Source organism: Halobacteriovorax sp. RZ-2 (genome assembly GCF_043196685.1).
Classification (GTDB): domain Bacteria; phylum Bdellovibrionota; class Bacteriovoracia; order Bacteriovoracales; family Bacteriovoracaceae; genus Halobacteriovorax_A.
Map to the genome: position 1 here is coordinate 518,493 of NZ_JBEBMR010000002.1, position 19,894 is coordinate 538,386.

A 19,894-nucleotide genomic window follows, 5' to 3' on the forward strand; every position below is an offset into this window, starting at 1 on the left:
ACTTGATATTGGTGTATCCTTTAGTTTTATTGGGATCCTTATTAGTAGTTATCGGTATTGTAAAGTTATATTTAGTGAATAGTAATAGTAATAAGCAGAATGGGAAAATCTTTTATACTCAATTTTCCAATCCAAAAAAATGGAGTGAAAGTGATAAAAAGAAGGCAGAACATGCATTATATTTTCTAGTATTAGGGATTCTACTTATTTGTTTGCCTTTATTCGCTTCAAATCTTATGTTGAAGAATTAGAGTAGCATTTATACTTTTTAATATTCAACAACTTGAGTTATAAAGGGGAGATGATGATTAGGAAATTAAATGACCTTCAGAGTTAATAGGCTTCTATTATTTGGGATTACTGTAGCTTTTCTTATTGGTTTATTATTGTTAGCAATTACTCCTGGAGTAAGCCTTGAGAAAAATGAAGTTAAAATGGGATTTTTTTTTCTAATAAAAAATATGAACTCGTTATTTTAAATGATAGTCTAATAAGTTGTGGCCTATGTATGAATTCAGAAATAGAAATGTGTGGGGATAACTACATAAAACTAATACTTAATACAAAAAATGTAAGAAGTAGCAAGTTACTCAACCATTTAGAAAATACTATTATAAAATATTTTCTAATTATAAGGTTAGGTAATGATGAATTGGGAAACATTGCTTTTTCTACATTTTCTTATAGTGATCACAACTTAACAGAGTACTGCGTTGAGAGGTTTGGTCACGCTTGTAGCGGGGCTAATTTTAATGAGAAAATTCATATAGTTAAACTATTGATTTCACCAAGTATGCTCAATAATTCCAATTTTCATGGAAGACTAATAAAGAAAATTAAGGAAAATTGCTCCAATTATTTTTAATCTTTGCATATGGGAAGTGGTTATGCGGAAGAAGCGGCATAATAGATAATATGAATAGTCCAGCAGAGCTCAATAATGTCGAATGAAGTTTTAAAATATGTTCTTTTGTTTAACTTCTTTTTAATGATGGGGAGTTTTCTTTATATGGCATTGTATCGTTTGAAATCAATAAAGCATATAAGAAAGCTAATAAGTTTATTAAGAAGTGAGCAACCAAATAAATGGTTCGAGAATTGGTATACTGACCCAACTGTATTTAAATCATTAATCGAAGTGAATAAAGTTCAAGATTCAGATAAAGTAATAAAGCTTAAATTGGACTGTATATTACGTGTAAGAAAGACAAAGTCCCACTTGTTCTATTGTTTAGTTATATTCATATACAACATTCTTATTTTCGGGGTTATTAAATGGCTAGATAGTTAGGTAATTAATTTCTAAGGTTATATAGTCTTATTAGGATACGAGTTGAGAAGTCTGTAGGTATAAATAAAACTGAATATATTGGAAATTAAAACAGAGGTGAGTTCAGGTAACCCAATTTATCACGTATTCTTAGAAGAGTAGAAAATCGCTTCATTCGACTCATCTGCTACATTAAGGCATATACATCAGAATCATCAACAATCAAGAGTTTTAAGAACTGATTAAGTGCAAATTCAAGGTTTAAAGTGTTTTGTTGAGTATAGTAATTTGATTATATTTAATTAAAGGTTAATGACTTTCTTCTTTATATAGTCGAAGTCATCAAGTCTAAGACCTATATGTTGTACTATCTTTTTAATGTAGCTTTCCTCTTCTTCTGCGAAGTCATTATCAGATTTTGCAGTAATTATTAGGAGCCATACTAAAAATCGCTTTATTGCATCAGTTTTGAAATACTTTGGAGATGTCTTTCCTAGATATGTTTTCTTATTCGCTCTGTTTATTGATGCTTTCTCTTGTTCTGTTAGAGGAAAGCTTAGGGAGCTCATTAATTCATTAAATATAATCTTCTCTTCAGTTGTTATTTTATTGTCTATATTTATTAGAGAACTCATGTATTTTAATACTTCGATTGTAACTTTTCTTTTTTGGTTCTCTGTTAGCTTGTCTGTAATTCTATCAAATGGTGATTTTCTAAGAGGTACTTCATTAAGGCCAAGGTCGGCCATGATTATTGGATCAGTTATAAGGTGATGATGTATTATGTAGTAGTTCTTATTTGAGATTCCTGTTTGAAGTACTGGTAGAAAACGTAAATCTGATGTTTCCTTTGTTTCTGTATTGTTTTTTTCTATTTCAATTGAGTATATTTCTTCTAGTGTACAGTCATATAGATTTGCTAGCTGTATTGCTGTTTCAATATTAAGTTTTATTCTTCCTCTTTCAAAATCGAAGATTGCCATTGGCCTTAAGTCTAGCTTCTCTTCCACCTGTGCCTGTGTATATCCAGATGACTTTCTTATTTTTTTAAGATTCTTACAAAAATTTAATTCATTAAAGTTTTTATAGCTCATAAATTACCACTCAAAGTTTTATAAATAACTTATCGTCTATATTTTTTTCAATGTTAGAAAATAAAATTGATAAATATGTCTACTAAATGTAAAAGGTTGACTTTAGAAACAAATCTCACAAATAGGGAGGCAGAAATGGCTACGAGAGAGATTAAGAAGGTGAAAAAGGACTCAAACGATAACATTCTTGGTGTTTGTAACTTGGGTTCTGATTGGTCACCAAGGAAATCATCTGAGGTAATCTCAGATATCAATTTAGGACTTCACTCTTACTTCGTTAATGTAGGTGGGAACAAGGTAGATGTTCTAGTTAAGTCAAACGGAGGGAGTGAGTATTTAACGACTGCCCCAGATAACTATAGCTCGAACAACTTAGATAACTTACCTCCTTGTTAAAAGGTTGTTAAAAGTTAGCTATGCTACAACGGAGCGTGCCTTTAACTAGGTACGCTTATTTTTAAGAAAATTGCCAATATTTCGTGTATTTCATCCAATGTTTACAATTCTATTTTGAATAACTCCTCTTTTTCTTAAGAATATCTTTAGAAACAACTTCGGATGCCTTTGTTAGAGTACTCTTTGTGTGTAGGAGTAGTGCAATTTCTTGAGTTTTGTCACATAAGTTATCGATTTTATTGCCTGTTTAAAGAAATATGGATTTTCTTTTTCAGAAAAATTTGTTGTGCCCGATACTCAATTAAATATAAATATTTGATGAGGGATAAATGAAGAATTCATTCATAGTTTTAGTTTTTTGTTCTTTAATACTATTAAGCTGTAACTCTGGAACAGGAGATGGCTTAAAGGTCTCTAGCACTAATAAATCATTCTCACAGTCTAAGTCAGAAGAAATCGCTCAATTTAAAGAAGCGTTAAAAGAAACCCCATATAGCTTATCTAAATCAGAGTTAGATGACTTAAAAGCTGATGGGGCAATTTCGGATGAAGATTATCAAGAACTATTGGCCTTAGCTAATTCAAACTCTTCAGCAACTAATTAATTAAAATAATAGCAGGACGTATGATCATGAATAGAAACTTATTCACTAAGCTTATTTTATTATTTTCAATCTCACTAAGTTCTTTGGCATTTGTTGGTTCAAAGTATAATAGAAAGGGTGTTGTCATTAAGTACGATACACCGGCTCCTAGTGAAGTTAAGCATAATTCTGGCTCAACAACTGAACTTTCAGGTTCAATTTGTGTCTCTAAATATTCTTCTATTCATAATAAAGAAAAGTGTAGAGCAACGTTAGATGGTAATGTTTCTATAAGAGCTTACTTTCCAGATGCAATGACAGAAGTGACTGACCATCTTCAGGTGACGAAGCATGGCCATGAATATAAATGGACTTTTTCTACGCCAGAGCTTAGCACTGGTACAGAAAATACTCTTCATATCTTAGTTGCTAAAGAAGATAAAAGAATAAAGAAGTATGAAAAACTCCAAGCCAAGCTAAATAAGAGAATTCTTTTAGTGGAAAAAAGAATAGCAAAACTAGAAGGGCGTGTATTAACAGACCGTTTAGTTGAGTGGTTAGAGCAGCTTAAATCTAGACTAGAAAGAGTATCTAAAAATATTGATAGTTTAGTAGAAGAGGATACTTCTGTTTTAGCTCAGATAAAAGTACCACTTCAAGTCGATAATCAAATATCTTTTCCATTCTATTATTCTAGTTTTTACTCAGGGCATAAAATGTCTCTTAGAGTACCACTAGGATCACCAATTGAAGGTAGAAGTGTAAATGTTGAAGCGAAATCTAAGAACCTATCAGAGAAAAGTTTTTGGTTTCCTGAGATAGATGAGAAAAATGATAAGCATGATAAGTCATTTGAAGATGATGGGCTAAATCAGTATGCTTTGTCTCTATCTCATAAAAGTGTTGAAATTTCTAATACGGGATATATTGAAGTGTCTTTTGGAAATGAGTTGGAAATCAACAGAGAAATATCATCTCTAAGTATTTCTGAGGCCAATAGCTTAAGACTTGATCTTCTTAAAAAACTAAATCTTGATTTTAAAGGAAAAGGTAAAAAGTCTGAAAAAGAATTTGTATACGGGTCTCTAGATTATACAATTCCTGTAGCTGAGGATTTAATTTCTCCAAAATGGTCTCATATTTCATATGAAGGACAGAATAATTACTTTAATTCAGACTTTTCTATAAATTTACAGGCCGGTGATGATTTTGGTGATCTTGATACTTCAAAGTCCAAGTTTGAGCTGTTTAAGGTTGTAGATGGGTCTTTAACAGAGCATGCTCTACCAAGTATTAATCAAAATGTAGGCGAAGACAGAGTATTAGATATTAATATCGACTTTAATTCGTTAGCGGATGGTGAATACCTATTTAAAGCTACTGCATTTGATCATGCTGGTAATGCTACTGATACATTAGAATATACTTTCTTTTGGGATACTGTAATTCCAGAAATTGCCTTAAATAATGTTGAAAGGCTAATCACTAACGAAACATTATTTCAATCAGACGTTATGGTGACAGATAAGTCTCCGACACAAATTGATATTTTTAATAATAATCAACTTGTTAGCTCGGTAGAAGATAGCCTTTTTAGTGGATTCATAACATTAACTGAAGGAATGAATAATATTATCGTTCGTGTAATGGATAGAGCAGGTAACGTAAATGAAGTTAGTTATCCAGCTATTGAGTTAGACACAATAGCTCCTGAACTGAGTGATATTTCACCAATTCATAACTCAATCATTGATTTAATTACTTTTCCAGTAAGTTTTAAAAGTAGTGAGAAACTAGATAGAGTTCTTCTAAATGACGAAGAAATTGATATTTCATCAAATCGTTTAAATATAAGTCATATTTTTACAGCAGAAAGAGAAGGTGACTTTCATTTAAAAATTACAGCTATTGATTATGCATCTAATGAAACTGTTGTTGAAATTGATGCTGTTATTATTTTAGAGGTTTTAAGAGCTGAGCTTATATCAATTAAGCCAAAAGAAAATGACCCATATACAATTGTCGTTACTGGGGCAGAGTGGGCTTCTCAACCAGGTCTTGAGATTTCAACAGGGTTTTTCGGCTTTAATTCAATTAATTCAGATGAGAGAGGCCGTTTTCAAATTGAACTTCCTATTGCTTCAGAAGTTACACTTAAAGGTGTTGATGATGTCTATGATAGAACTGAGTATGTAACTCTAAGATATAATATTGATACTACTTTCTCAGGAAAGGTTCAGAATATTCATGGCGAACCAATGGCCGGAGTAACAGTTACTATTATTAATTCAAATCAGAGTGCCATTACTGATGCATCAGGTATTTTTTCAATTTCGAATCCAGCAACAGGAGACCAAAAGGTTTCTTTTGATGCGTCGGGTATTAACGTAGCAAATGAAGATGAGACTTATGAGGAGAGATATAATAAGACTAGTGTTGCTTTTTCACTCGGAAGTAATCAATTAAATGTATTAAGTAAGCCAATAACATTGGTACCTCTCGTAATTGATGGAAATGAGACAGTCGTTGATGAAACAACTTCAACTACTGTAACTAACCCAAATGTAGAAGGCTTTGCTCTAAGTGTAGATTCTGGTAACACAGTATTTCCTGACGGAACTGAAACAGGAACAATAAGTGTCAGTAAGCTTGCTTCTGAACATTTAAATGTTAGACCTCCAGAATATGTAAAGCCTGAGTTTGTTTATGCTCTTGAACCATCTGGACTAAAGTTTAGAGAGCCTGCAAATCTAGTTTTACCAAATGATAATGAATTTCCACCAAAAACTCAGCTAATCGTTTATTCTAAAAATAGTGATACGGGAATATGGGAAATTGATGGACTTTCTCAAGTTTCGGATGATGGCCAAACTGTTGAATCTGTTGAGAATGGAGGAATCACGCATTTCTCTGAAGTTTTTGTAGCACCTATTGCTCCTAAGCTATCTAGCTTCTCTGATGATGCAGTAAATGAAGCAACTGTTGGAAAGAACGGTTTATCTTTATCAGCGAGCATACCTTCAATGAAGATAGCAGGTAAGGACTTCGCACCTAGTTTCGTTTACAATAGTACATGGGCAAATCCTAAGTTAGTTGTTTCAAACATCATTAGTGTCGATAAGCAAGAAAGGAAAATCGAGAGAACGAGCCTTGGGAAACAGAGAATTGAAGGAAAAGGATTTAATGTTTCTTTTGAAGGGAAACAGTGGGTTGAGCCTGAAAATGTATGGGCATGGGCATCTGTAGGCGATTACACAAGTGAAAGATATCCATTTACTGGAGTACCAAATAATTCTGTAATTTCTTATGCATTAGACTTAAAAGATCAAAAGTCTGGTTATCATCCATACCTCTCTGAATATGAAATCCAATTGAAAACAATGACTCTTGGTACATATTACTTAATGCCAACAAGTTCTGCATTATATTTATTGTCTGGGGAAATTAAACAAGCCATGAGTAGTCCAGATTCAAAATTAATTGAAGAATTATATCCATATGCGTATTCAGGAAACGTAATTGTACAAAATAGGTCAACGTCAGAGTTTGGTAAAGGATGGAAGCTTGGTATTAATAGTCAGATTTTAGATCCAAAGTCTGCTGTTCTCGCTCTTGAATCGCCAAGTGGTGAAGTTAAATCATACTATGCGAATAATCAGATACAAACTGTCTATACATCTGAAGAGGATATTTTTAGTGCAAGTTTTTACGGTTCTTCTTCGTATATATCGAGAACAAATGGAGAAATAGTTGAGCTGGACTCAAATAGTGGTGAGATTACTGATAATGTACAAACACCGAGGTTTGAAGGAACTTTAGGATATAATTTTGTTAGATATGAAGGAAAGTATAGCTGTGGTTCTTTTGGTCTGAAAAAATGTAATAGATATAGATGTAATAATCGCAGAGTAGATTATGTACAAAATCATGTTTTTTCTAAAGTATTTAAAAATGAGGAAGGTAAGTTTGTTGGGGCAGATATTAATGGTGCATTGTTTCAAATAGACAACTCTTCAAAAGAAGTTATAGTTGGAAATGTTACTAATATGGTAGGTGTAAGTAGTGGTCGATCTTCATCTAATTCTTATAAGAACAATACCTGTGCAACGACTGGATTTGAATGTTCGAATGATGTTTATTTAAGTAAATATAATGGAGTATCGTGTGGAACCCCTCCTGCAAGTAGTGGGCAAAGAATTAATTCTGGTTATGTTGCTGGTGATCGCTTAAGTTCAAAGTTTAATAATATAACTGACTTTATTTCTACTCCGTTTAATTCTCTGCTAATCGTCGATTCTGGAAATAATGTTGTTCGTTCTGTAAATATGGAGACTAATCAAGTTGAGATATTTGCAGGAAATAGACAAACTCTAGATAATGGAGATGGTGGCCTTGCTAGAGCTGCAAGTATGTATCATCCAAATGGAATCGTTGCTGATAAGCAAGGTAATGTTTATATATCTACTGAAAATGGTTATATTCGTAAGGTTGATTCAGCCGGATATATTACAAAAATTGCAGGTCTTAATACACAAGATGGAGGAAAAATTGCATTAAGTGGCCATGCTCTAGAGATGGCACTGACATTTCCAAAGGGAATGGCAATTGATAATTCTAAGAATATCTTATATGTTGCAGACTCTGGAAATAATCGTGTTCTTGCGATTAATTTAACAACTTTAGACAGTTATGTTGTTGCAGGAGATGGTGAATGTCGTGCTACGATTAAAGAAAATGTCCCTGCTACATCTGCATCTCTATGCTCTCCTGAAAGAGTCGCACTAGATGAAAATAATAATCTTCTTATTTTTGATAAAGGACACAGGAGTATTAGACGTGTAATTCTAAATACTGGTGTAAATAACCTAGCTTTCTTTACAAAAGATAATGATGGAACTACTCTTGAAAGATTGGATAATGGTGAAATTAAGCTAACTATGCGTGATGGAACTCAAACGTTCTTTGATAATAATGGTCGTGAGTACTTATCACAAAGCTTAATCGGGACAACACTAGAATATAAATATCAAGATGAGCTATTAACTGAGGTTATTAAAGATAATATTAAACTTTATGACTTCTACTATTACGATGGGCTATTAGACAGAGTTGTGGATAAAGCACAAAGAGAAACTCAGTTTGTATATGAGGATTCCAAGCTCACAGAAATTATATATCCAGATCAAACAAAAGAAAAGTTTGTATACGATGAAGCTGGAAAAATTATTCAAAGCTTTAATAAGAATAACTTTGCCACAAATTATTACTTCGATGATTACGATCAGTTAGTAAGTAGTGAAAGTGCTAATGGTGCACAAACTTCTGTTGAGGTTGGAACTTCTAATACTGTAGGTAATGGAAGTGATGAGACGGAGTTAAAAGACTTTGATGATCCTGCAATCGCTGACTACATAGTTGATGCAAAAGGCAATGAAGTTGCAATGAAAAAGGACTTCACTGGATTTGTAAACACTATTACAGATGTAAAAGGACAAACTACTGAAATCGAAAGAGACTCTATAGGACGTCCAGTCTCTGTTAAACGACCTGATGGAACTGAAGTTTCCTTTGTATATGCCGGCTTCTCTAATGATTTAATTGAGAAGTATGATACAGCTACAGGTGTACGAGTAAAATATACATATAATGACTTTGGTCAACTTCTTCTGAAGACAGAAAATGGAGATGTTGTAGAAGAAAACTTCTATAATGAACTGGGACAACTTGTTTCTAAAAAGAATCAAATCGGTCAAACAGTTTCATATGAATACAACTCTATGGGATTGGTAAGTAAGAAGACAAATCCCGATGGAACTTTTGTTGAATATCTTTATAGTGATGTAGGAAATGTTCTCGCCAGTTCGGATGAACTTGGTAACGTTACTGACTTTGTAAGAGATGCTTCAGGTAATATTACTTCTATAACAAATGCTAAAGGTCAAAATGTTTTAAGAGAATATGACGAATTTAATAGGTTGCTTTCAGTTACTGATGGTAATGGAGATAAAACATCATATACATATTCAGCAACTGGTCAGCTTGCTAATATTCTCGATCCAAATGGAAAAGTTACAAGTTTTACTTATGATACGCTTGATCGCTTAATTGAAAAAGTAGACCCTCTTGGAAGAGTAACTTCACTTGAATATGATTTAAATAATAACGTAACTAAAGAGGTTTTACCTAATGGTGTTATTAAGCAATATCAATATAACAGTGCAAATGAGCTAACTAAAAAGATTCTACCTGATAATCTATACGAGTACGCATACGATAGCCGTGGAAATCTAACAATGGCACGTAATAATGTGACTCAGGTAAACTTTGAGTACGAACATCTAGAAATTGGCGATGTTGTAAATATTGCTGGGTCATTTGGGGTTGGAGAAAGAACAGATCTTCCAAGTCTTGACTTTGAGTATTCTTATGACTCTCGCGGTAACCGTACTGAGTTCCGAGATGGAGATCAGGTAAATACTTACGAATATGATTCAATAAATAGGCTCCGTCGTTTAGTTAATCATAAGGGTGAGGTCTTTGACTTTGACTTCGATTCTAAAAATAGACTGGCAAGGATTACAAGGCCTGGAAGTACATCATCATATACATACTTTGATAATAATGCTGTTAAATCAATTATCCATGAAAATAATCAAGGAATAATTAATAGCTTTACTTATCAAGTCGATGGAGTCGGAAACATTACACAAAAAAGAACACCTGCATCAGTCGAAGACTACAGCTACGACAACAATGATCAATTAGTGGGTGTCTCTAGTGGTGGAGTTCCACTCGAAATCTTCGAATATGATAATTTAGGTAATAGAATTTCGGATGACAATGGCTCTTACTCTTATGATCAAACAGGGCAACGTCTGACTGAAGACTGGAAGTATTTGTATTACTTCGATGATGCTGGAAATCTTTCAAGTAAAATTGATAAACAAAATAACGATACTCATCAATATATTTACAATTCTGAGAATCAATTGATTGGTTATCAGTATTTTAAACAAGGAATAAGCAAGGAAATAGAAGCATTTTATACTTTCGACGCCATCGGACGTAGGGTTGAAAAAGTTATAAATGATTTTAAAGATAATAAGTCAAAAATAAGGCGATTTTCTTTTGATGGTGATGAGATTGTACATATATTTAATGAAAACAATGAAATATTAGCAAAATATACACATTCTATGATGAGGACAGATGATGTTTTAGCTGTAGATATTTCACAGGCTGGAAAAGAAAACAATACTTCGACAGTGGTTGGAAGTTACTTCTTTTTTAAAGATCACATAGGATCTGTTGTTGATATTGTCGATAACAATGGAACCTCTGTTCAGTCTTATGATTACACTTCATTTGGTGTTGTTTCAGGGAAAAATGGTAAAGGTGATATTGTCGATATAGATTCACTACCCTTAAAAGCTCATTTTACATTTACGGGACGTGAGTTTGATGAGGAAAGTAATTTATATCATTTTAGGAAAAGAACATATGATCCATTGGCGGGACGATTTCTTCAAGTCGATCCTGTAAGTGGTAATCAGTTACTACCTGTATCTGTTATTAATAAGTATACGTACGCATCTAATCGTCCTGGCTTCCTTGTTGATCCGACCGGGGAATTTGTTGTTTCAGCATTCCTTATCGGTGCTGCTGTTGGTGGTTTGGTATCTGCTTTCTCGGGAGAGGATGCGATAGGAATTCTAAAAGGAATGGCTATTGGTGGTGTTGTTGGTGTTGCAGGTGCTGCGTTCGGAGCCTTGGGTTCATTTGCTTTTGGAAAGGGGCTGGTAGGAACAATTCTTTCAGGTGCTCTAGCTGGAGGAGGTGCTACAAGTACATCTCTCGCTTTAGAGGGAGAGAATCCATTTAATTCTAAGAATATAGGAAAAGTAATAATTGGAGCTGTCATTGGAGGTGCTGCTGCAGGAGTAGGAAAGGTTCTTGCTGATAAAGTATCAGGCTCTGGCTTTGATCAATCTGGAAAGTTACGTATTAGAACGGATAAGGCAACAAAAGCTGTGGGGGAGATTTATAATGAAGCTGCTCAGAAAACATATAAGATATTCTATGATAATATGTTGAAGATTGAGTGTGCACCGTTTGCAGCAAGAGGTGATATGCATAATTACAACGTTTGTATGGGGCTTTAAAGTGGTAAATAAAAAAATAAAATATAGACTAGTTATAGCTTTTTTCTTAAGTATCATATTTCTAGTGTTTAACGTGTTTAATCCTAGGTATTGGGTCATAAATGATACGGGAGCTGCTTATGTTTCATGTATATTAATGTTTTTGATTTTCTTCATAGTTGAGTTTGTTGTATTTAATGACTTAATTATAAAAGAAAAAGTTGCCATCTTAGTATTATACTTACCCATTTATGCTTTGCTCCTATTAAGCATAAACTCTGTCGTTGTGTATTCCAGTGTAAGCAATGGTTACGAGATTATTCAAAATATTACTTATCCAAAGAGGGGAGTAAATGGATGTTTGCTACTAAAAAGTAAGACTTCCTATCTTTGCTCTACTGATGTCGCGGACGGAGAAGTTAAAGTTTTTAAGGCATGGAGTTACCTTGTTATTGTTCCTGAAAATAAATACACTATTATTCCAGCACGAGAGTGAGAAGGTTTGTATGTGAGGCTTATCCTTCTGGTTCGTTTGCGAAAAATGTAGGACTTTACTCTATAATAGAAAGTGCTGTTGGTGGAGTTGCGGCTGCGGAGATTGGGGCGAGCGCTTTAACTTCTTTGAAATAACGATTGAAACAAAAAACTTTAATACCTTCATTGTATAAGACAAAATATCAAGAATTGATGATGCTGAAGACTTTTAAAGTAAGTTAAAGTCGTTGAATTTTTGTAGTGTTGAAATAGTATCTACCTAATTGATTAGTAAGCGTCGAAAATTATCAATCTTTTGTGGTGTAATGCTAGAATAGAAAGTTAGCCTTGATAGTTATGGTTTTATAGCTCCTTAACATTTATAGGATAATATTCTGGGAAATTATATGTTGATTGCTTGTTAGATATGTTGTCTTGTAGAATGTTCCGAAGAGTGGCTTCAAGCTTAATCCTGTAGTTGTCTCTTATTCCATCTTCAACAGTAAAAGAAATTTTAGAATTTGATGTGCGTTTCATTGCCAGTAAATGTAACGTTTTATATTCAATACTTGATGTTAGCTCATACTTACCAGGTTTTAGTTGTATGATGTCGAGTATTTTTGAAGAGTACTCCTTGATAATTCCATCTGCTCTAGTGCGAAGATTATTTATAAATTCTTGGTCGACTTCATCTGTTTGGTTTGAATATTCATCTCTGAATCCTTCAATCGCTACCTTGAAATCAGTAATCGTTTTACTAAACTTTTCTTCTGAACCATCCACTATCGCTAATACAACCATTCTAATCGGTTTGTCTACAGGAATAAAGAAAAGAGAGCTTTGAGTATGGAAATAGTTCTCGGCTATAGGTACTCCATCAACTTTTGTTTTTTCACCAAAGTATTTAGGCTTAACAAGAAACTTATGTTCAGATGTAGAGTTTTCTTTGGAAACCTTCTTAAGTTCAAAAGAGATGCTTTTAATTTCACTTGTTTTTCTTCGGCTTATTAGAATAATATTTGGAAATAAGCTCTCACCCCATTCTGAAACTCTAAAAAAGACTTCCTTTGAAAGTCGAATATCTAGTTTAGAAGGAACAATAAATTGGATTATAAACTTTAATATTTGGAATGAAGTTACTGTTAACCCACCAATAAAGGCAAACCATAGTAAGAGTTCTGGAATATTGTTCGTGCTTTGAGTCTGTGCAGATTGATACAAGATTTTAGAGAGTTGATCAACTGTTAGCTGAATATTGCTGTTTTCCATTTTTCACCCTATTCAATTATATAGTCACCTATCTTGATTTCATTTTCTAGTCTAATTTCTAAGCTTTGACTTTTGGAAAGTTGAGCTGAGCTTTTGAGTGGAACTTTCTGTGTTATTTCTTCTGTTTCGCCGTAAGTATCAAAAGGGTTTAGTAAACTGCTAAGTGCTTTGCGACCACCTTCCTTAATTATTTTTTTTGTGACTGTTTTTGTTTCTGTAACAACATTTGCCAAGTAGATACTTTCACCTTGATATAGCATTAGAGTAATTCGGCCTTTTGGGAAAAGAATACTGTCAATATTTTCAACTTTTCTATCCTCTGGGAGTTTAACTTTTTCAACGACTTTAAATGTTCTACCTTCTAGATGATTAGCATTTCTATTTACTTTAATTAGTAAGTTTTTTTCATTCAGAATTGCTATTACAGTACCTAAGGAATCCATTTTGCACCTATATTTCAATTTACTTTTTATTATTAGATTATGATTATTACTTATTGAATGTGTAGTGGAATAACTATCCGCCCCCCATATCTCCACCATCGATTAATCTTCTTAGGGCATTAACGTCAATTTTGCGACCGTTGTTTAAATATATAGATCTAAGATCAAGATTAGAAAGATCATTTAAATCAATCATTGTATTCGTTGGTGTAGAGTGAACACCGCGAATTTTTTCAATTTCTTCTTGAATGTCTATAACTCTAGAGTATACACCGGACTTTGAAATTAGTGCTTCTAGTTTATCATTTGGGATTGATATCTTATTTGCTCTACGATTTATTGTCGTACTTATAGACTCATCACTTGCTAGTGAATGTTGAGAAAGATTAAATAGGGCCAATAATATAACTAAATATTTCATTGAAGCACCTTCTTGTTATTAATTAGAAGATCAGAATGCTTAACTAGGCTATCCATTGCAATTCCTGCCCAAACGACGTCACGTCCTTTTGATTCTGGATTATTCATTACTTCTCTTATTTTTTGATTTGCTTCGATACAGATATCTCTTAATTGTGGAATAACAACTTCTGTATTTACTGACTCATATTGTACAGAAAGCCAGTTCTTATTATCTCCAAAAGAATCAAGATCATAATTAAACTTGATTAGATTTTGAAGAACTTGCTTAACAGTATCTTGTTTAGCATTAATTGGCCCTTCAATTGAAACTTTTCCATTATTTTCTTTTAATATTCCATTAGTGATAAGCTTATCTAGGATTCCTAATCCTCTTCTTCCAAACTCCTCTAGAGTTCGTTCTCTAGTAAGACCTTCACTTGATGTGGCCATGATCAGAAGCTCATAAGTAGATGGATCTTGAAAGTAAGCCTCTGCTTCAGGAACTACAAAAGGTACGTCTTTATTTCCCGGATATACGCTTTCAAAGTTTTCATACATCTTTGGATAGAAGTTCTTAATAAACGTTTGGATATTTTCTTCTGTAGATACTTCTTGGACAATCTTTAAAGCATAATTGAAAGAAGGATTTTTTACTTCTTTTTTAGCAATACGATCAAATGTTGAGTTAGGAATACCTAGTTTCTTAGAAAGCTGTAGGCTAGAAAAACGTGGGTATGACTTCTTTATCTTGTTAACACAAGACTCTAGAAAGTCAGGTAAATCTGCAAATTGATTTGCGTCTAACACGTTATTTCGTACTCCGTTAATTTTGATGCCTTTTGTTATTACTAACTGGTTGGCCAATAATCAAGTATAAGTTCACAAAATATGTGAAAAATACACGGCTTATGTATTTATAAGTACTTATCAATTCAAAATAGTCTTATTCCAAAATGGAATACTTTCTTCCCACGGTGAAAAATAATCACCCAAGTGTCTAAAAAACGTTTCCCAGATTGGAAAATTTCTTACCGTGGTAAGAAGTTTCGTTTCCCACTGTAGGAATCTTTTGATTCTTAATCTCGATCCTATGTAAACCAGCATTCACTTATTTAACAACAAGAATAGAAATTGGAGGAATTCATGAGGTGTGAATTAAGAAAAGCTACAGATTGTTTTCGAAGTTTAGTCGGAAGTATATCTGAAAAGGAGCTTTTTAGTAACAAGGTTTTAATGGAGAAGGTTTGTGAAGCCTTAAAGCTTATTAATTTCTCAAGGGGGATTAAATGAAAGAAATGGTGATCATGAAAATTAAAGAGGTGATTAATTTAATTAGTGAAGAGGAATTAATTGAGAATAAGGAGCTAAGTCATCAAGTGAAGTTTCTTCGAAAATATCTTGGTGATTGGAAAGGAGATAGAGCATGAAATTGAACATATTAATATTAACAGTCTTTATAGGATTTATCTCTTGTGGTTTTTCAGAGAAAGAGGAAGGTGACTTCGTTTCAAATATTGAGCGACTAGAAGATCGAGACTTTGATGGAGATATGATCTCAAATGATAGGGAGAATGAACTTGGATTAGATAACCAAATCGCAGATATCCCTAAGCTCGATTTATATTTTGGCCAAGGTTATAAGTTACAGTTAAATATTCATAACGATGAAACCTTAGAAGAAGTTATTATTCAAGATTCAGTAAAACAAGATGACTTTGATTTTAGCTACACTTATGGAAAAAACTTATTGTGGGATAAGTCATCTCAAAACTCTGCTAAAGTTGGACGGTTTAGTGGACATAGTTTTGGTGAAATCTCTGAACTTGATAATTATCTAATTAAATATGACCTAGATAATGAATTAAGTCGTTTTGAGTCTCAACTGAAGATAAAAAAGTTATTGAGTAAACCAAAATCAAGTATTGAGTCAATATCAATTAATATAAAGGCACGTTTATATCTTAATAAGCATCCACTATTTAAAGAAGTTAGAAATCCTGTATTTGGTATTTATTATTATGACTATAAGAATAAGAAGTATCAAGTCCTCAAAAGAGTTAGTCTTGATCTAGTACTAAAAGAAAATGTCTTAGAAGAAGTTAGTATCGAAGTATCAGATATACCTGAGGAGTTTGTTATGGAGAGCTTCCTTAAAAAAGGGGAGTTTGTTTACCTAAAGCTACTTGATTATGAACTAACTGAAGTTAAGACAAACTTTAAAAACCTAATTAAGAGTATTAAGTCTAAAACTACAACCGTTAATATTTTTAATCCAGATGAGCATAGAGTTGAATATGTATCTACTAATAGTGGGAAGTCTTTTATACAGGTCTTAGATACTATTTATAAAGATGAATATGAAATATCTGAAAATGCATTAACAAGGCTTGGGGAGTACTCAAATAACCTAAAAAGCTATGAGCAGTTAATTGATGTTAGAGATGAGTACAAAAAAGGGAGATGGTTTGTTTACACTAATAAGATTGATCAAAGTTACTTAACACATCCTTTTACTCCTCAAGACAGTATTACTCTCTCTTATATGACTGGTAACAAGCTGTCTAATCAAATCGAAGGCTATACGAGATCATATAGAAGTGTCATTTCGGATAAATCTCCCGAGTTAAATTTAGGAGATTTTGGGATTCACTCCAAAATATCATTCTTAATAGATGTAAATGAGATATGGGGTGATGAGGTCATTAAGATGGTTGATACGATAAGGCCTGCTCCTTGTCGAGGTAACTGTATGGTTAGAGACTTTGTATGTGTCATATCATTAAGGCATTACACGGGAAATGTCTTCCGAGCACAGTTTGATATTGAGCAAAGCTCAAGTGTCTTTAAAATTAAAGTTGATGATAGAGTATACTTACTCGATGACTTAATTTCAAAAGGTGTCATTAAAAGAAGTGATCTTGAAGGACTATTTTTATATGAAATTATAGAACCTTCATTCTTCTTTTCGAAAGGTGAGGTTGGCAAGAAACCGTTATCACTATACACCCCTACATTTCGTGAAAAGTTATTCAATGGCTTTAAATTAGACTCGATGTCTGGAAAGACTGGGCATTATAGTTGCCCTGACGCAACCATGCGATTTGCTCAAGGTAATAATATCCCATTGTCAGTAGAGTCTAAAGATTTTCACAAGTGGAAGCATTGGGTTAATTGGTCAAAAGTTAAACGTGGTGAAAATAGAGAGGAAGTTCTCGACTTTAGCTTTTCTGTAACTAGTTCTGTAACAAATTTTTACAATTAAGAGGCATATAATGAAAACCATATCAGTTAAAAGTCAAAGACGAATTGATATTGCCTGTCCTTTAGCGTGGACAATGGCAGTAACGAGTTTGATATATTCTCCCCATACATTTGCGTTCAGCAAGCTCAAAAATGGTTTTGAAACCATCACCTCCACCTATCTCATCCCCCTTGCGGGGGCGGTGGCCGGAGCTTCTTTTATTATGTTCGTCACACTTTCATTTTTTAAGCAGGACGAATACCAAAAGAAAGCGGCAAATGTGGCGATTCTATCAATCTTTGCTGGCTCGGGGCTAGAGCTGATTAGAAACCTAATTCAAAGCTTTAGTTAGGAGTCATAGATGAGTAGAAACCATTTTCCCACATTGCTAAACCAGAAGGCCACTATGCTTGCAAGCCTTACAAGAATTGATCTTCTCGTAGTTGGTTCAAGTTACCTGATCCTTTCTTGGATGAAATTTTCAGGTCTTTACTCTCTCGCAATAATTGCGTTGACTCTAGTGTGCCTAAAGTTTGTAAGCAAAAGACTAAAACAAGGCTTCTTTGCTCACCTAAATGATGACAAGAAACTTTCTTGGCAGTTTGAGCTTGGAGGTCGTCATGAGTAAATCGACTTTTCCAGTATTGGAAGTTCAGGGCAATAGGCTTACCTCTATACATGGTGATGTTTCATGGTTTTACTCAATGCTTCCATCTGATACTTCACAGATGGATTATGTTGAAAGAGATGGATTTTTTGAGTCTTTAGCCAGAAGCCTTAATAACTTAAATCTTGATAGCTATTTCAAGTTCTATAAAGTTGCTGATTGTTCTTTCTTGGAAACTAATGGAACTCAACTTCCAAGTTTTTCAGGAATTGAATTTAAGGAACAAAATAGGCCCTTAGAGTGCTTTTTTCAAACTAGCCAGATTTTCTCAGAAGTTGGAATCTATGATGACTACATAAGCTTTAACGGGAAATACTTAAGAGCGTTTTCAGTAAGCGAGTTTTCAGATGATGAGGCCCATGAGCACTTAATCCCTCAAGATGTTGACTATGTTCTAAGTTTTAAGAAGAAGGCCAAAGATAAGTCCATTAATAAGCTTGAGCGAATTAGAACAGGACATTTATCTAGTTTTCTAAAGTCTAAAAGAGATATTTCAAGTGAAGGAGCATATTCTCAAGCAGAAGAGCTCATGCATGATCTTATTCATGGAAGTGAATCCATGTTTGAGATGGAGATGTTCTTTCTACTACGCTCCAATTCTCTAGAAGAGCTAAACTCAACGAGTGAGGCTTTTGTTAGCGAGATGCTTTCACGCGGGATTAAAGTCTTTGCAGAGGGGCAATCACTTAGAAACTTTAAATCAGGACTAACTTCAATCTTCAATGAACTTATTCCTGGAGTTAAGCCTCGCTTAGGATTAAGAACTCTTCCAAATAAGACAAGCCATCTACGTTACCTCTTACCAGTTGAGAGAAGCTTTCTTATGGACGAAGGAATGGAGCTTCATGATAACTCAGGGCGAACAATCTATTTTGATCCATTCACAGACGCTATTAAAAACAGAAATATGCTCGTTACTGGTATTAGTGGCGGTGGCAAGTCTGTTTTTGTAAACAAGATTGTCCATCACCTCATTGAGGATCACCCAACTGTAATTCTAGATAAGGGAGGCTCTTTTCGTAAGCTCACAAAGTATTACGGAGGAAGTAATCTTGAATACAAGTTCAATCCATTTCAATTTAAAGACCCAATGTATTTAAGAGAAATTATTCTCTCTGTTGTTGATGTGGAAAGATTTGGAAAGTTAGAAAAAGGAAAGCTTTTAAGGGCCATAAAAGAGGCCCTACCAAAAAGCGAATCCTTTTTTGGATTTATAGATAATCTAAAAGAAGACTTCGCTGAAATTGATCTCTATTTTGAAGACTTTAAAGACTACATATGTGATGAGCATATAGATACAAAGAGCATCCTATACGTTGACGTAGAAAACTACCCAAAGAGCGTAATTGCACCAATTATCATCTTTATCTTGGAATATTTTAAAAATATACCTGAAAAAGAAAAGATTCTCGTCTTTGATGAGTGTTGGAGTTTTCTTGGGGATCACAGCTCATATATTGACGAGTGCTTTAGGACATTTAGAAAGACAGGTGCTTTTCCTATTGCGATTTCCCAATCTCTTAAAGACTTCTCTAGTCTTGGAGATGATCTCGCTAATTCAATAACAAACAACTGCTATTTTAAAGTCTTCTTCCCTCAAGAGATGGAAGAAAGACACGATATCACTTCCTTTGATGTTGAAAACATTGGCTCCCTAGAGTTTCAAAAAGGAGTCTTTTCAGAGTGCTATCTAAAATCCACCGACAATCGTTTTAGAAAAATTCTTAGAAACTACTTAACTCCCTTGGAGTTGGAGCTGTTTCATACAGAAGCTGGCAAAGACAAACAGCTAGAAAACTTTCTTTCTAAGTTTGAAGAGTTCTTTGATTCAAGTAAAGAGGCTATTGAGGCCTATGTGAGGTTACGACATGAAGATTTTCAAAATAGCAATGTCATTTACTTTGATATTTAGC

Annotated in this window: 13 protein-coding genes; 8 read left to right on the forward strand and 5 right to left on the reverse strand. The window is 33.7% G+C overall.

All coding sequences use genetic code 11. The features are described from left to right. Nucleotides 1–1,572: 1,572 nt before the first annotated feature. On the reverse strand, nt 1,573–2,364 hold the full coding sequence (locus ABMA78_RS08565) for a helix-turn-helix domain-containing protein (RefSeq protein ID WP_392858988.1): 792 nt from the start codon (nt 2,362–2,364) through the stop codon (nt 1,573–1,575). A 135-nt stretch (nt 2,365–2,499) separates the two neighbouring features. Here ABMA78_RS08565 and ABMA78_RS08570 point away from each other — a divergent pair, with 135 nt between their 5' ends. The 3 genes from ABMA78_RS08570 to ABMA78_RS08580 all read left to right on the forward strand — a co-directional run bounded on the left by ABMA78_RS08570 (nt 2,500) and on the right by ABMA78_RS08580 (nt 11,506). Beyond that, on the forward strand, nt 2,500–2,760 hold the full coding sequence (locus ABMA78_RS08570; RefSeq protein WP_392858989.1) for a DUF3892 domain-containing protein: 261 nt from the start codon (nt 2,500–2,502) through the stop codon (nt 2,758–2,760). Nucleotides 2,761–3,089: 329 nt separating this feature from the next. After that, nucleotides 3,090–3,365: a hypothetical protein gene (locus ABMA78_RS08575; RefSeq protein WP_392858992.1), complete on the forward strand. Its 276-nt coding sequence runs from the start codon at nt 3,090–3,092 to the stop codon at nt 3,363–3,365. 26 nt (nt 3,366–3,391) lie between these two features. Beyond that, nucleotides 3,392–11,506 (forward strand): RHS repeat-associated core domain-containing protein, encoded by an 8,115-nt coding sequence (locus tag ABMA78_RS08580; protein WP_392858994.1) that lies wholly within the window; start codon nt 3,392–3,394, stop codon nt 11,504–11,506. 816 nt (nt 11,507–12,322) lie between these two features. Here ABMA78_RS08580 and ABMA78_RS08585 read toward each other — a convergent pair. The 4 genes from ABMA78_RS08585 to ABMA78_RS08600 form a co-directional block, all read right to left on the reverse strand. Then, entirely contained in the window at nt 12,323–13,228 is a 906-nt protein-coding gene (locus tag ABMA78_RS08585; protein ID WP_392858996.1) for a hypothetical protein, read from the reverse strand. Between the two features lie 8 nt (nt 13,229–13,236). Beyond that, a complete protein-coding gene (locus ABMA78_RS08590) occupies nt 13,237–13,671 on the reverse strand; it encodes a hypothetical protein (RefSeq protein ID WP_392858998.1) in 435 nt (144 codons plus the stop codon). Nucleotides 13,672–13,744: 73 nt separating this feature from the next. Next, nucleotides 13,745–14,092, reverse strand: coding sequence for a hypothetical protein (locus ABMA78_RS08595; RefSeq protein ID WP_392859001.1), 348 nt, complete (start codon nt 14,090–14,092; stop codon nt 13,745–13,747). Beyond that, the gene (locus ABMA78_RS08600; protein ID WP_392859003.1) at nt 14,089–14,880 is read right to left on the reverse strand and encodes a hypothetical protein; all 792 of its coding nucleotides are present in this window, start codon (nt 14,878–14,880) and stop codon (nt 14,089–14,091) included. Before ABMA78_RS08600 ends, ABMA78_RS08595 begins: the two co-directional genes overlap by 4 nt. Before the next feature lie 479 nt (nt 14,881–15,359). Between ABMA78_RS08600 and ABMA78_RS08605 the strand changes: the two genes are divergently transcribed. From ABMA78_RS08605 to ABMA78_RS08625, 5 genes are read left to right on the forward strand one after another with little or no spacing between them, the layout of a single operon-like run. Then, complete coding sequence (locus ABMA78_RS08605) at nt 15,360–15,500, forward strand: hypothetical protein (protein ID WP_392859005.1); 141 nt, start codon at nt 15,360–15,362, stop codon at nt 15,498–15,500. Continuing rightward, nucleotides 15,497–17,335, forward strand: a complete 1,839-nt coding sequence (locus ABMA78_RS08610; RefSeq protein ID WP_392859007.1) for a hypothetical protein — start codon at nt 15,497–15,499, stop codon at nt 17,333–17,335. The genes ABMA78_RS08605 and ABMA78_RS08610 overlap by 4 nt, the downstream gene beginning before the upstream one ends. Before the next feature lie 10 nt (nt 17,336–17,345). Then, nucleotides 17,346–17,666, forward strand: coding sequence for a hypothetical protein (locus ABMA78_RS08615; protein ID WP_392859010.1), 321 nt, complete (start codon nt 17,346–17,348; stop codon nt 17,664–17,666). Nucleotides 17,667–17,675: 9 nt separating this feature from the next. Further along, complete coding sequence (locus ABMA78_RS08620; RefSeq protein WP_392859012.1) at nt 17,676–17,942, forward strand: hypothetical protein; 267 nt, start codon at nt 17,676–17,678, stop codon at nt 17,940–17,942. After that, nucleotides 17,935–19,893: a VirB4 family type IV secretion system protein gene (locus ABMA78_RS08625; protein WP_392859015.1), complete on the forward strand. Its 1,959-nt coding sequence runs from the start codon at nt 17,935–17,937 to the stop codon at nt 19,891–19,893. The genes ABMA78_RS08620 and ABMA78_RS08625 overlap by 8 nt, the downstream gene beginning before the upstream one ends. Nucleotide 19,894: the final 1 nt, after the last annotated feature.

What these genes read in the sequence shown, in the direction of transcription:
- ABMA78_RS08565 (WP_392858988.1), bottom strand. Translation starts at nt 2,364, where the DNA reads ATGAGCTATAAAAACTTTAATGAATTAAATTTTTGTAAGAATCTTAAA.
- ABMA78_RS08570 (WP_392858989.1), top strand. Translation starts at nt 2,500, where the DNA reads ATGGCTACGAGAGAGATTAAGAAGGTGAAAAAGGACTCAAACGATAAC.
- ABMA78_RS08575 (WP_392858992.1), top strand. Translation starts at nt 3,090, where the DNA reads ATGAAGAATTCATTCATAGTTTTAGTTTTTTGTTCTTTAATACTATTA.
- ABMA78_RS08580 (WP_392858994.1), top strand. Translation starts at nt 3,392, where the DNA reads ATGAATAGAAACTTATTCACTAAGCTTATTTTATTATTTTCAATCTCA.
- ABMA78_RS08585 (WP_392858996.1), bottom strand. Translation starts at nt 13,228, where the DNA reads ATGGAAAACAGCAATATTCAGCTAACAGTTGATCAACTCTCTAAAATC.
- ABMA78_RS08590 (WP_392858998.1), bottom strand. Translation starts at nt 13,671, where the DNA reads ATGGATTCCTTAGGTACTGTAATAGCAATTCTGAATGAAAAAAACTTA.
- ABMA78_RS08595 (WP_392859001.1), bottom strand. Translation starts at nt 14,092, where the DNA reads ATGAAATATTTAGTTATATTATTGGCCCTATTTAATCTTTCTCAACAT.
- ABMA78_RS08605 (WP_392859005.1), top strand. Translation starts at nt 15,360, where the DNA reads ATGAAAGAAATGGTGATCATGAAAATTAAAGAGGTGATTAATTTAATT.
- ABMA78_RS08610 (WP_392859007.1), top strand. Translation starts at nt 15,497, where the DNA reads ATGAAATTGAACATATTAATATTAACAGTCTTTATAGGATTTATCTCT.
- ABMA78_RS08615 (WP_392859010.1), top strand. Translation starts at nt 17,346, where the DNA reads ATGAAAACCATATCAGTTAAAAGTCAAAGACGAATTGATATTGCCTGT.
- ABMA78_RS08620 (WP_392859012.1), top strand. Translation starts at nt 17,676, where the DNA reads ATGAGTAGAAACCATTTTCCCACATTGCTAAACCAGAAGGCCACTATG.
- ABMA78_RS08625 (WP_392859015.1), top strand. Translation starts at nt 17,935, where the DNA reads ATGAGTAAATCGACTTTTCCAGTATTGGAAGTTCAGGGCAATAGGCTT.